We start from the raw sequence: 13887 nt of genomic DNA on the forward strand, positions 1-13887 counted from the left end.
ACTTGAAACGTCACCTGTTCGCCCGCAGGGCGGCTACCCACCTCCTCGCGATAGTGACGCTGGCCTCGGCGGCCCTCGCCACCCCGGCCGCTGCCACCGCGGCCGCGCGCACCGGCCCGACCGCGACCGCGCGAGGCGTGTCCGCGGCGGCCGGCCCGACCGCGACCGCACGCGGCGCGTCTGCGGCGGCGGGCCCGGCGCCCACCGCCAACGGCCTCACCGTCGAAGGCGTCTCCGGTGCTCTCGGCATCGACACCCCGGCTCCGCGACTCGGCTGGCTGATCAGCTCGAACCGGCGCGGCGTCGTCCAGTCCGCGTACCAGGTTCGCGTGGCCTCCACCGCCGCCAAGCTGAGCCGCCCCGACGTGTGGGACAGCGGCCGCACCGCGGGCGCCGAGTCGACCCAGGTCGCGTACGGTGGCCCCGCCCTGACCTCGGCCACCCGCTATCACTGGCAGGTGCGGGTCTGGGACGCCGACGGCCGTGCCTCGGCGTGGAGCGAGCCGTCGTGGTGGGAGACGGGCCTGCTGAAGCCCGAGGACTGGCACGCGAAGTGGATCGGGCGGGAGCGGCCCAGCGCCTCCTGGTCCGACTACACGGTTGACCTGCGGCTGACCGTCACGCGCGACGCGGCCGGCGTCTTCTTCCGGGCCAAGGGCGTCAACGACGCGTACATGTGGCAGCTCGCGAACTTCGGCAACGTTCCGGTGCTGCGACCCCACGTACGCGTGGGTGGCAGTTGGCAGTTGCTCAAGGAGGTGCCGGTCCCGATCGCGCCGGGCGACTTCAACAAGCCGCACGATCTGCGGATCGAGACCGCCGGCACGACCATCAAGACGTTCGTCGACGGCGTCCAGGTCGACACCACCGTCGACAGCCGGCGGACGACCGGAACCATCGGGCTGCGCACGTCGGGCACCGAGACGGCCGTCGTCCACTCGGTCAAGCTCACCGTCGGCGGGAAGACCGAGGTCGACGCCGACCTCACCAAGACCAACCCGTTCACCGCCGGCACGCTGACGCCCACGGGCCTCGAAGTGACCGGCAACCTCGAGACGCTGCTGGCCGACCCGGCCGGAAAACCGTTGCTGCGCCGCGAGTTCCCGGTCGACCGCAAGGTCAGCCGGGCGCGCGTCTACTCGACCGCGCTCGGCGTCTACGAGCTGTCGCTCAACGGCCGCAAGGTCGGCGACCACCAGCTCGCCCCCGGCTGGACCGACTACACCAAGCGCGTCCAGTACCAGACCTTCGACGTCACCGACCAGCTCGTCGCGGGCACCAACACGATCGGCGCGATGCTCGGCGACGGCTGGTATTCCGGCTCGATCGGCTGGTTCGGCGACAAGCTCTACGGCGAGCGGCCCGAACTGCTCGCCGAACTGCGCATCGACTACACCGACGGCACCTCGCAGACGATCGGCACCGACGGCACCTGGCGTTCGGCCGACGGTCCCGTGCTGCGGGCCGACAACGTCCACGGCGAGACGTACGACGCCCGCCTCGAACCGCAAGGCTGGCGGGGCTCGGCGTTCGACGACGCCGCCTGGTCCGCGGCCACGGTGCGTACGACCGCTCTGACCCAACCGTTGATCGCGCAGGTCGACCCGCCCGTGAAGGTGACCCAGGAGCTGGCCGCGAAGACCCTGACCCAGCCGAAGCCGGGCGTGTGGGTGTTCGACCTCGGCCAGAACATGGTCGGCGCGACGCGGCTGCGGGTCAGCGGCACCGCCGGGCAGACCGTGCGGATCCGGCACGCCGAGGTGCTGAACCCGGACGGCACGGTCTACACAGCGAACCTCCGCACCGCGCAGGCCACGGATTACTACACGCTCGACGGCAGCGGCGCCGAGGTCTACGAGCCCCGGTTCACGTTCCACGGCTTCCGTTACGTGGAGCTGACCGGTTTCCCCGGCACGCCGACGCTGTCGACGGTGACCGGGCGCGTGATGGGCACGGCGGCCCCCTTCTCGGGCGATCTGATCACCTCAGATCCGATGGTCAACCAACTGCAGAGCAACATCGTGTGGGGGCAGCGGGGCAACTTCCTGTCCGTCCCGACCGACACCCCGGCCCGCGACGAGCGGCTCGGCTGGACCGGTGACATCAACGTCTTCGCCGAGACCGCGACGTTCAACATGGACTCGCTCAGCTTCCTCACCAAGTGGCTGGCCGACCTGCGCGACGCCCAGTCAGCCAACGGGGCGTACCCGGATGTGGCTCCTAGGCAGTGCTGCGGCGACGGCGCGTCCGGCTGGGCCGACGCCGGGATCACCGTCCCGTACGTCCTCTGGAAGCGCTACGGCGACACGAAGGTGCTGGCCGAGCACTACGACTCCATGCGGCGCTACATCGACTACGTGCAGGCGACCAGCGACGGCCTGCTGCGCCCGAACGCCGGCCCGTACCTGGACTGGTTGAACCTGGACGACCCGACCCCGGCCGGTGTCATCGGCACGGCGTATGCGGCGTACAGCACCCGGTTGTTCGCGGAAATGGCCGCCGCGCTGGGCCGCACCGACGACGCCACGAAGTACGGCAACCGGGCCACCGCGGTCACCGGCGCGTTCGCCGCGGCGTACGTCTCGGCCGACGGCAAGGTCCAGGGCGACAGCCAGACCGCGTACGTGCTGGCCCTGAGCATGGGTCTTGTCCCGGCGGAACGGCGTGCGGCCGCGGGGAGGCAGCTCGCGGCGAAGGTGGCCGAGCGCGGCTATCACCTGTCGACCGGGTTCCTCGGCACGCCCGACCTGCTCCCGGCGCTCAGCGACACCGGCAGCCTCGACATCGCGTACCGGCTGCTGCTGAACAAGGACTATCCGTCGTGGGGCTACGAGATCGCGCGCGGCGCCACCACGGTCTGGGAGCGCTGGGACTCGATCAAGCCGGACGGCAGCTTCGGCGACGTCGGCATGAACTCCTTCAACCACTACGCGTACGGGGCGGTGGGCGACTGGATGTACCGGACGATCGGCGGTCTGCAGCCGGACGACGCGGCCCCCGGATTCAAGCACTTCACGATCGCGCCGAAGCCGGGCGGCGGGCTCACCTCGGCCAAGGCCACCTACCGTTCCCGGTACGGCCAGATCGCGAGCGGCTGGAAGCTCGACGCGGCCGGGCAGATGTCGCTCGACGTGACCGTGCCCGGGAACACGACGGCGACCGTGGAGATCCCGGCGGCCAGCCGCTGGGCGGTCACCGAGGGCGGCAAGCCGTCCGCGCAGGCCGACGGCGTGAAGTTCGTGAAGATGGCCGGCGGCAACGCGGTGTTCACCGTGGGCTCGGGCACGTACCGGTTCGCGGTCGACAGCGTGCGCGGCGACCTGGGCGAGTCGCGGGTCGCGGCGGCGGCGGTGGCCGATCTGATCACCGAAGGTTCCGCCGCCGACCGGCGCCCGAACCGCTGCGCGTGGCCGGTGGCGACCCTGCTGGCCAAGGCTCTGGTGGTCACGACCGAGGCCGCGGACCGTGGCTACGGCACGGCCTCGCCGGCGGGCACCGCCACCACCGTGCATCTCGCGCTGGCCACGGCGGCCGACCTCGACCGCTGGGTCGGCACCGAGCTGGGCCGCAAGCGCCTCGCCGAGCCGGCCGCGACCGAGATCCGGGCGAAGCTGACCGACGTACGCACCCGGCTGTCGCGGGTGTCGGCGGCGCTGGTGGGTGCGGTGGCCTCGCTCGGTGTGCCGGCCGGGGATCTCGTGCCCGGCGACGTCGTGCGGGTCGAGGCCAAGTTGCAGAACAAGGGCAGCGCGCCGCTCACGGACGTTCGCATCGGTCTGCCGGCTCCGGCGGGCTGGACGTCGACGCGGGTGGGGCCGGCTCCGGCGACGACGGTTCGGCCCGGTGGCACGGTGAGCGCGTTCTACGACGTACGCATCGGTTCGGGTCAGCAACCCGGCTCGGTGGACCTGGCCGGGACCGTCAGCTATCAGCGGCTGATCGGTTCGGCCACCCTGCCCCTGGCCGCCTCGATCACGGTCGCGCCCGCGATCGAGATCACCAAGGTCACGGCGGCTTCGGGTTCGGTAATTCCGGGCGGTACGACCGAGGTCAGCGTGGTGCTGCGCAACCGCTCGACTCTGCGGGCCCAGGGCGATCTGAAGGTCAGCTGGTCCGCCGGTGATCGGACCTATGACCTGGCGGCCGGTCAGGAGCGCACGGTAGTCGCGCCGGTCACCGCGCCACTGAGCGTCACCGAGGGCGCGGTCACGCTGACGGCGACCGCCGGTGGCGCGACAGCCGGGGTCGACGTGCGGGTCGTGGTCGAGGTGCCGCCGCCCGGTGCGCTGGACCACGCCGACCTGGGCAACGGCGCCTCGGAGCAGGCGCACAGGCTCACGGCGTCGGCGCAGTCGGGCACCAACACGGAGGCCGGTCTGACCCGGCGCTACACCCAGCAGGGTGTGGCCGGTGGCTACTTCGAGTTCGACCTGGCGGTCCCGCCCGGGCAGCCGTTCCTGCTGCGCACGGTCGAGACCTACAACCAGCCGCAGGTCAAGGACTACGACATCCTGGTCGACGGCGTCCCGGTCCACGCCCGCTCCTACCGCCGTACGGCGACCGGGGAGGGCACGGTCGGCTATCAGATCCTCGTGGACCGGGCTGACCTGACCGCCGACGGCACGGTGCGGGTCCGCTTCCAGGAGGACGCGGAGGGCCGCAACTACGACCCGTCGATCGCTGACGTCTGGTCGCTGCCGGTCACCACCGGCTGAGTCACGGGCCGTGGGCGGCGAACGCGCCGCCCACGGCCCTCTCGTCGTCACCGCAAGTGCTCGATCTTGACGGCGCCCACTCGGGTGCGCACGTCGATCCGGTGTTTCGAGGCGGCGTCCTGGTCGACTTTGATCTCACTTCCGCCGACGTCGGTGCCGACCGAGACGGCGTACGCGACGCCGGGGGGCACGCGCAGGCGGACCGCGCCCAGCTCGGTCTCGGTGACCACGGCGGCGGGCGGCTCGGCGAAGTCGAGCTCGGTGGCGCCGGCCTTGGTCTGTACGGTGATCCGGTCGCCGGTGATGGCGGTGGCCTCGACCGCGCCGGCCTGCGTAGTCACGTCGACGCCCGAACGACGGCCAGTACCTGGACTGGCTGAACCTGAACGACCCGACCCCCCGCCGTTTCATCGGCGCGGCGTACAGCACGCGGTTGTTCGCGGAAATGGCCGCCGCGCTGGCCGCACCGAGGGCGCCACGAAGTACGGCAACCGGGCCACCGCCGTATCCGAGGCGGTTCGCTACGCCGTACGTCTCGGGCGACGGCAAGGTCCAGGGCGTCAGCCAGGCCGCGTGCGTGCTGGCCTTGAGCATAGGTTTAGTCCCGGCGGAACGGCGTGCGGCCGCGGGCAAGCAGCTCGCGGACAACGTCGCGGCGCATGGCTACCACCTGTCGATCGGCTTTCTCGGCACGCCCGACCTGCCCCCGGGGGCTCAGTGACACCGGCAGACTTCGCCATCACGTACCGGCTGCTGTTGAACAAGGACTGTCCGTCGCGGGGTGTCGTCTACTCACCTGCCGATAGTCGGAAGTGCTCATTGACCGGCAATAGTGGCGGTGTGTTTAAAGGTGCGGGCACAGCGGCCGCTGGAAATTCGTACGGGGCCGCGCGGTGGCGTCGCATGCCAAGCCCTAGGCGAATGGCAATATGCCTCTTGACTAGTGGTCGTGCGACTGGGGAGACTGTTTTCGCTTCGATGGAGGGAGCGGAAAGGGGGGAACCGTGAGCGAGAGTGTTTGTTCCGGTTTCGCATCTGCGATCTCGGTGCCGGGCCGTGATGTCGACGGTTGGTTCAAGGTTGCGTTGCAGGCTGGTCAGGCCGTTGACCAAGTTGTCACTGAAGTGTCGCGGCTGTCGTGACCGCGCAGGGCCGCCGCCGTCTGCTGGTTGTCGCCCTGGCCGAGGCCTACGGCGACCTGGTGTGCGACGTTACGGAGGCCACGACTTCGTTGTACGCCAGGTTGTACGGTCGTCGGGCTGCTGCGGGCCGGGCTCACCGTACGGTCGCGGTCCTCACCGGGGATGGCTTGAGGTGAAGACGATCCAGGCCTACCGGTTCGCCCTCGACCTGACACCCCGCCAGCACCGCAATATGCTCGCGCACGCTGGGGCGGCCCGGGTCGCCCACAACTGGGCGCTGGCGAGGGTCAAGGCGGTGATGGGTCAGCGGGCCGCGGAACGCTCGTACGGGGTGCCCGACGAGCTGCTGACCCCGGCGGTGTCGTGGTCCCTCGCCGGGCTACGCAAGATGTGGAACGCGGTCAAGCCTGAGGTGGCGCCGTGGTGGGGCGAGGTGTCCAAGGAAGCGTTCAACACCGGCCTGGACGCTTTGGCCCGTGGGTTGAGGAACTGGGCTGATTCCCGGACGGGCAAACGTGCAGGTCGCGCGATCGGGTTCCCAGGATTCAAGGCACGCCGCCGCACCACCCCGAGTGTGCGGTTCACGACCGGGGCGATCCGGGTCGAGCCGGACCGCAAACATGTGGTGCTGCCCCGGATGGGCCGGTTGAAGCTGCACGAATCGGCCCGTAAACTCGCCCGCCGCCTCGAGGCCGGCACCGCCCGGATCCTGTCCGCCACAGTACGCCGCGACGGCGGGCGCTGGCACGTGTCGTTCACCGTCGAAGTCGACCGAGCCGAACGAACCCCGGCCCGGCCTGGCGCGACGGTCGGCGTGGACGTCGGGATCAAGCACCTGGCCGTATTGTCCACCGGCGATCCCGTGCCGAATCCACGCCACCTGGCCGCCGCACAGACCCGGCTGCGAGCGCTGGGCCGGGCCCTGTCCCGCAAGGCCGGGCCCGACCGCAGGACCGGACAGCGTCCGTCACAACGCTGGCAGCGTGCGGCGGCGCGGCTCGGCCGGGCGCACGCCCGGGTCACTCATCTGCGCCGCGACACCATCCACAAGCTCACCAGCAAGTTGGCCGCGACGTACGGCACGATGGTGATCGAAGATCTCAACGTCGCCGGCATGCTCACCAACCGGCGGCTGGCCCGGCATATCGCCGACGCCGGGTTCGCCGAACTCCGGCGGCAACTGGCCTACAAGATTTCGTGGAACGGCGGCCGGCTCGTCGTGGCCGACCGCTGGTATCCGTCCTCCAAAACCTGCTCGGCCTGTGGCACGGTGAAAACCAAGCTGGGCCTGTCCGAGCGTGAATACCGTTGTGAGGCGTGCGGGCTGGTCCTCGACCGGGACCGTAACGCCGCCCTGAACCTCGCCGCCCTCGCGGCACTGTTCGACACCGCCGGGAGTGGCTCGGTGGCAGCACGTGGAGCCGACCAGAAGACCCGCGTATGCGGGCAGGTGGCTGTGAAGCGTGAACCCGGCACGACATCAGTCGGTCAGACCGGGACCGTCCCGCCGCAAGGCAGGACAACCGATCATGTGCTGACCAAAGCACACTGAGAGGTAACGGCGGTTTTCTGGTGTGCGTCGCGGCCGGTAGTAGGGTCGCGGCCATGCCTCAAGGTTCGTTCCACGCCGTCCTGTTCGACTGCGACGGGGTCCTGGTCGACTCCGAAAGCATCACGAACGGGGTGCTGCGCTCGATGCTGCACGAGCTCGGCTGGCAGATCAGCGCGGACGACAGTTTCCGGCTGTTCGTCGGGCGGGCGCTGCGCGACGAGACCGCGATCATCACCGCGCACACCGGTTTCGTCGTCACCGACGAGTGGCTGGACGAGTTCCGGCGTCGGCGCAACGAGGCGCTCGTGGCGTCGCTCGAGCCGATCCCCGGGGCGGTGGCGGCCGTGCACAAGATCGACGAGTTGATGGCCGGCAAGATCGCCTGTGCCAGCGGGGCCGATCTCGGCAAGGTGCGGTTGCAGCTCGGCAAGGTGGGCCTCGACGAGGTCTTCGCGGGCAAGATGTTCAGCGGCATGGACCAGGCCCGCAGCAAGCCCGCCCCCGACGTCTACCTGGCCGCGGCCGCGTTCCTGGGGGTCGACCCGGCGCGGTGCGCGGTCGTCGAGGACACGGTTCCCGGCGTGACGGCGGGGGTGGCGGCGGGGGCGACCGTCTTCGGTTTCTGCCCGCCGGACAGCCCGGCCCACCACCCGGCCCAGGCGTTGCTGGACGCGGGCGCCACCCACATCTTCACCGACATGGCCGAACTTCCCGGCTTGGTGAACCACGCGGCGGGTTGACGGACGGAAGCCGTGAGCGCCAGGTTCGGCGCCCACGGCTTCCGATGATCGTCAGGCGTTCGAGCGGTGCAGCAGGTGGATCTCGTCGGGCTCGGGCGGGAGGTCGTCGACCCCGGCCGCCTCGGCCTCCTCATGACGCTTGTGAGCGCGGGGCAGGGCGAGCGCGGCGAAGACCGCGAGGACGGCCACGGCGGCGCACACCCAGAAGCCGTTGGTGAACGCGGCATCCGTGGGCAGGCCCTGCGGCGTCGTGTTCGAGGTGATGACGGCCGCGACGACCGCGGTGCCGATGGAGCTGCCGATCGTACGGGCGATGGTGTTGACGCTGGTGGCCTCGCCGGTCTGTGACGCCGGGACCGACTCGATGATCGCGTTGGACATCGCCGCGAACGCGAAGCCGATGCCCGCGCCGGTCAGGATGCCCGACGCCAGCACCTGCCAGAGCTGGCCGTGGGCGAGGGCGGGCAGGGTGAACGCGGCGACGACGAAGACCGCGCCGAGGAACATCGGCAGCTTCGGGCCGTACTTGCGGTTCAGGATGCCGGCCAGCGGACCGAAGATGACCATCATGACGACGGTCGGGAGCAGGAACAGCCCGGCCTGCGAGACTGACTTGCCGAAGCCGTACCCGGTGATCGCGGGAAGCTGAAGCAGGGTCGGGACGAGCAGGAACGTACCGAACATGGCGAAGCCGAGGATCAGCGCGACCAGGTCGGTGGCCCACACGCCGCGTACCCGCATCAGCTTCATGTCGATGAGCGGCTCGGCGACCCGCAGCTCGACCAGCACGAAGGCGAGAAGTCCGAGCGCGCCCAGCGCCATCAGGCCCAGCGTCATCGGCTCGCCCCAGCCCCACGATTGGCCCTTGCTGATGGCCAGCAGCAGCGCGACCAGCGAGATCGACAGGATGCCGGCGCCGAGCACGTCCAGCTTGCCGGGCGTGCGGACCGCGGACTCCTTCATGCCGAAGATCGCGCCGATCAGGGCGATGACGACCAGCACGAGCGGCAGCCAGAACAGCCAGTGCCAGGAGAGGTGCTCGACGATCGGGCCGGCGGCCACGATGCCGATACCGGCGCCGACGCCGAAGATCGCCGAGATCAGCCCGACCGTGGTGGAGACCCGCTCGCGGGGCAGCTCGTCGCGGACCATGCCGATCGACAGCGGCAGGATCGCGCCGGCCGCACCCTGCAGCACCCGGCCGATGATCAGCACGGCCAGGCTGGAGGCCATCGCGGCGACCACGGTGCCGACGGCCAAGACGGCCAGGACCCCGATCAGGACCTTGCGCTTGCCGGCGATGTCACCGAGGCGCCCGAGGATCGGCGTGAGCACCGACGCGGAGAGCAGGTAGGCGGTGACGACCCAGCTGACGTCGCTGGTGGAGGCGTTGAGCTCGTGCCCGATGGTGGCCAGCGCGGGCGAGACGAGCGACTGGAGCACCGCGAACGCCAGGCCGCCCAGGGCCAGGTAGAGGACCAGAAGGCCGCCGCCCTTGGTTCGGGTGTCGGCGCCTTCCTCGATGGTCTGAGTCATCGTGTTCCCGAGGCTAGATGTAAACGTGTGCTGACTTATTATCGCTCCTCGGGGGCGTAAGTAAACGGTCGCTTACGTCACATCTGATCGCGTAGCGTTCCTCTCATGAGTCACGAGAACCTTCGGTCGGTCGAGGTCGAGCGCACCGCGGTCGGCGAATACGAGGTGCGCAACGTGCGGGGCGGGGTCATCCCGCTGGGCACCGGCGACGACGAGCGGTTCAGCCCGGTCGAGCTGTTCCTGGCCGCGCTCGGCGGCTGCACCGGCATCGACGTCGACCTGGTCGCCAGCCGCCGGGCCGAGCCGACCCGGTTCCTGGTCACCGTGCGCGGCGACAAGATCAAGGACGAGGCCGGCGCCAACCGTCTCGACAACCTCGAGGTCGAGCTGTCGGTGACGTACCCCGAGGGGGTGGACGGGGACCGTGCGCGGGAGGTCGTGCCCCGCCTGCTTCAGCAGTCGCACGACCGGTTGTGCACGGTCACCCGCACCGTCGAGCCCGGAACGCCGGTGGCGACGTATCAGGCGGAGGCGAAAGAGAACGAGTAGCTGCCGGACGGGAGCGTGTAGCGGCCCGGCTCCTGCGGGACGGCCTCGGCCGGGGTGCTGAGGGCCGTGCCGGGAAGGCGGACGGTCGCCGTCGCGTTCGGCGGGACGACCACGGTCAACGTGGTGGTCGTTCCGCTCCGGCTCCAGGACGAGCTCGTCACCCCGTACGGTGTGCGCAGCGACGACGACGCGGCCGTGAGCGTGCCGCCGGGTTTCGGCGCGATGAGCGCCTGACGATAGCCGGGCGAGGCCGGGCCGACGCCGCCGACCGAGCGGTAGAGCCAGTCGCCGACCGAGCCGAGCCCGTAGTGGTTGAACGAGTTCATGCCCGGGTCCTGCAGCGTGCCGTCGGTGCGGATGCCGTCCCAGCGCTCCCAGATCGTGGTCGCGCCGCGCGAGTTCATGTAGCCCCAGCCGGGATAGGTCGGTTGCTGCAGAATGCGGTACGCGGTGTCGGCGTGCCCGTGATCGGCCAGCACCGGCAGCAGGTTCTCCACGCCCATGAAGCCCACCGACAGGTGCCCGCCGCGCGCGTCGACCTTCGCCGCGAGTTTGTCGGCCACCGCCTGGGTGCGCTCCGACGGCACCAGCCCGAAGCCGAGCGCCAGCACATATCCGGTCTGGCTGTTGTTGCCCACCGTGCCGTCGGCGGCGACGAACCGGCTGGTGAACGCGGCCGCGATGCGGTCGGCCAGCGTGCCGTACGTGCTTGCCTCGGCCGTACGCCCGGTGGCCGCCGCTATCCGGGAGACCAGGCGCGCCGACCAGCCGAAGAACGCCGTACTGCTGACGTTGTTGGGGGTGCCGTCGTCGACGTTGAGCCAGTCGCCGAACGTCTCGTGGTCGCGGATCAGGTCGGTCCCCGCGGTCGAGCGCAGGTAGTCGACGTATCTCGCCAGGGCCGCGAAGTTCCGGTCGGCCGGGGCGAGATCGCCGTAGCGCTGCCAGATCGTGTACGGCACGATGACGCCCGCGTCGGCCCACCCGGCCTTGCCCGCGCCGTCGATCACGGCCGGCGCCACGTCGGTGAACGCGCCGTCGGAGCGCTGCGCGTCGACCATGTCGTCGACGAACTTGGTCAGCAGCCCGTGCGTGTCGAAGCCGAACGTCGACGTGGCCGCGAACGACGCGATGTCGCCGGTCCAGCCGAGCCGCTCGTCGCGCTGCGGGCAGTCGGTCGGGATGGTCAGCAGGTTCGAGCGCGCACCCCACAGGATGTTGTGCTGAATCTGGTTCACCATCGGGTCGCTGGTGGTGAACGTGCCGGTCTCGGCCCCGTCGGTCCAGGCGGCCAGCCCGGTGAGGCTGTCCGCGGTCGGCGTGCCCGGGAAGCCGGTCAGCTCGACGTACCGGTAGCCGTGAACGGTGAACCGCGGTTCGAAGACCTCGGGTGCGCCGGTGCCGGCCAGCGTGAACGTGTCGGTGGCCTGGGCGGCGCGCAGGTTCGTCGTGTAGAGGGTGCCGTCGGCGTTCAGGATCTCGCCGTGCCGCAGCGTGATCCGGGTGCCGGCCGGCCCGGTGACCCGCAGGCGGTTCCAGCCGGCGAAGTTCTGTCCCAGGTCGGCGATCCATACGCCGGGCCGGGGCTGGGTGATCGCGCGCGGCCGGAACTCCTGCTGCACCCGTACGCCCGGATCGACCTGGGCGACCAGCCGGGGCAGCGCGCCGCTGCGCACCGTCACCGGCGTTCCGTTCGTGCCGGTGATACGCGCGTCCTGATCCTCACCGTGGTAGAGGTCGTCGGCGACGATCGTGCTCGGCGCGGCCGTCCAGGAACTGTCGGTGCGCACGTCGGAGCGGGTGCCGTCGGTGTATTCGATGCTCAGCCGGGCCGAATACCACGGCTGGGTGCCGTAGCGCTGCGCCCCCGCGAAGCCGAGACTGCCGGAATACCAGCCGTTGCCGAGCAGCGCCCCGATGGTGTTGCCGCCCGTGCGCAGCTTCGCGGTCACGTCATACACGCGGTAGGGCAGGCGCTTGTTGTAATCGGTCCAGCCCGGCGCCAGCCGTTCGTCGCTGACCCGCTGTCCATTCAGGAGCGTCTCGTGCAACCCGAGCGCGGTCGCGAACAGCCTCGCCCGGGCGACCGGCTTGCCCAGGTCAAAGGCCTTCCCCACGTACGGGGTGAAGCCCGCGACGGATACCTGGGCGCCCCACTGTCCGCCGCCGAACGGCGCGCTGACGCGGGCGGCGGGCCAGGACGCGTCGGCGAAACCGGGCTGCTCCCAGCCGGACGGGCCGGTCTGCGAGCTCTTCCAGTTGCCGTCGGTGACGACATTGTTCATTTTCGCGACCACGCTCGCCGGGCCGGCGGTCGTGTTGGTGCCGGCGATCGCGATCGTGTTGCTGCCGATCCGCAGCCGGGCACTGACGTCCACCGTGGTGGCTCGCTTCCACGAGTCGGTGACGCGGCGCGACGCGCTGACCCGGGAACCGTTGACCCAGACGTCGGCCGTGTCGTCGCCGGTCACGACCAGCGTCGCCGGGCTGGGGATCGAGCTCAGGTCGAACGTACGGCGGAAGTAGCGCGTACCCGCGGGCACGGAGTTGACCGGATCGCCCTCGGGATACCAGATCCAGCTCGCGCCGCTCAGGCTCGCGGTGACCGGCGCGCCGACGAAGCTCGCCTGCCACTCGGCCGCCGCGTCGAACAGGCCGGTGTCGAAGCGGGCGGCCGGGCTCCACGTGCTCGGGCGGCCCTGCGTGTCCCAGACCCGCACCCGCCAGTGATAGGTGCGGTTACCGGCCAAGGCGGGCCCGCCGTACGCGACGTCGACGCTCTGACCGGTCGCGACCTCACCGGAGTCCCAGACGTCGGCCGCGCCCGGCGACGTGCCGACGTTCACCTGGTAGCGGCCCTGCACCTGGCCGTTCACGGCCGAGACGAGCCGCCAGCCGAAGCGCGGCTGGGTGGCGTCGACGCCGACCGGGTCGGTGCGCCGCTCGGTGGTCAGACCGGCGAGGGTCACCGGGGAGGCGGCGTCGACCGGGGCCACGACGTTGGCCGCCCACGGCCCGGATCCGTACGCCCCGAGGTCTTTGGCCTGCACCCAGGTCTCGGGAACCGAGGTGGCGGCCTGCCAGGCGGTGTCGGTGACGAGGTCGACCGTGCCCGCAGCCGAGGCGATGCGGACGCGGCCCAGCAGGCCCGCGGGGCCGGCGGTGGTGTTGCGGGCGGCGATCCGTAGGGTGTTGGCGCCGGGGCGCAGCTCCGAGGCGAGGTCGATGTAGCGGGCCTGGCGCCACGCGTCGGTGGTTCGAGGGGAGCCGGCCAGATAGGCGCCGTTGAGCCAGACGTCGACGGTGTCGTCGCCGGTCACCACGAGCTGGGCGTCGGTGTAGGGGCCGGCCGGGGCGGTGAACGTGCGGCGTAGGTAGCGGGTCGCGGCGGGGGCGGTCTGGACGGGATCGCCCTCGGGGTACCAGATCCAGCGGGCGGTATCCAGGCCGACCGCCGGGGTCGCGGCGGCCTGGAGGGCTTTCGACGGGGGCGCTGGGGCGGCGCCGGCGGGGGTGGGGACGGCCGTGAGCGCCACGGACAGCGCGATCACGAGACTTCGGATCATCGGGGTCTCCTCGGTGGGGGAGTGCTCCGCGGGGGATACACGTATTTATACGTTTCAATACGTGCTGCCTCTTACGTTATGGCCCAG

General features: G+C 70.8%; 8 protein-coding genes and 1 pseudogene. 6 read left to right on the top strand and 3 right to left on the bottom strand.

What is annotated here, in order from left to right; translation table 11 throughout:
- Positions 1-2: 2 nt before the first annotated feature.
- Positions 3-4715, top strand: a complete 4713-nt coding sequence (locus tag EER30_RS12275; protein WP_205650204.1) for a family 78 glycoside hydrolase catalytic domain — start codon at positions 3-5, stop codon at positions 4713-4715.
- Between the two features lie 47 nt (positions 4716-4762).
- Here the strand turns inward: EER30_RS12275 and EER30_RS12280 are convergent, their stop codons facing one another.
- A complete protein-coding gene (locus EER30_RS12280; RefSeq protein WP_127500515.1) occupies positions 4763-5056 on the bottom strand; it encodes a hypothetical protein in 294 nt (97 codons plus the stop codon).
- Positions 5057-5079: 23 nt separating this feature from the next.
- Between EER30_RS12280 and EER30_RS12285 the strand changes: the two are divergent.
- The 4 genes and pseudogenes from EER30_RS12285 to EER30_RS12295 all read left to right on the top strand — a co-directional run.
- Positions 5080-5436 (top strand): annotated as a pseudogene (locus tag EER30_RS12285) (alpha-L-rhamnosidase-related protein); the annotation flags it as partial.
- 283 nt (positions 5437-5719) lie between these two features.
- Positions 5720-5857, top strand: coding sequence for a hypothetical protein (locus tag EER30_RS47010; protein WP_164842299.1), 138 nt, complete (start codon positions 5720-5722; stop codon positions 5855-5857).
- 172 nt (positions 5858-6029) lie between these two features.
- A complete protein-coding gene (tnpB, locus tag EER30_RS12290; RefSeq protein WP_127500517.1) occupies positions 6030-7409 on the top strand; it encodes an IS607 family element RNA-guided endonuclease TnpB in 1380 nt (459 codons plus the stop codon).
- 53 nt (positions 7410-7462) lie between these two features.
- Complete coding sequence (locus tag EER30_RS12295) at positions 7463-8149, top strand: HAD family hydrolase (protein WP_127500518.1); 687 nt, start codon at positions 7463-7465, stop codon at positions 8147-8149.
- Between the two features lie 51 nt (positions 8150-8200).
- Here the strand turns inward: EER30_RS12295 and EER30_RS12300 are convergent, their stop codons facing one another.
- Entirely contained in the window at positions 8201-9685 is a 1485-nt protein-coding gene (locus EER30_RS12300; protein ID WP_127500519.1) for an MFS transporter, read from the bottom strand.
- 105 nt (positions 9686-9790) lie between these two features.
- Between EER30_RS12300 and EER30_RS12305 the strand changes: the two genes are divergently transcribed.
- Positions 9791-10234 carry an OsmC family protein gene (locus tag EER30_RS12305; RefSeq protein WP_127500520.1) on the top strand — a complete coding sequence of 148 codons (444 nt, stop codon included), beginning with the start codon at positions 9791-9793 and terminating at the stop codon, positions 10232-10234.
- Here the strand turns inward: EER30_RS12305 and EER30_RS12310 are convergent.
- Positions 10207-13800, bottom strand: a complete 3594-nt coding sequence (locus tag EER30_RS12310) for an alpha-L-rhamnosidase (RefSeq protein WP_127500521.1) — start codon at positions 13798-13800, stop codon at positions 10207-10209. The two genes, EER30_RS12305 and EER30_RS12310, sit on opposite strands and share 28 nt — an antisense overlap.
- Positions 13801-13887: the final 87 nt, after the last annotated feature.

This window comes from Actinoplanes solisilvae (assembly GCF_003999975.1).
In the GTDB taxonomy this organism is placed as follows: Bacteria; Actinomycetota; Actinomycetes; order Mycobacteriales; family Micromonosporaceae; genus Actinoplanes; species Actinoplanes solisilvae.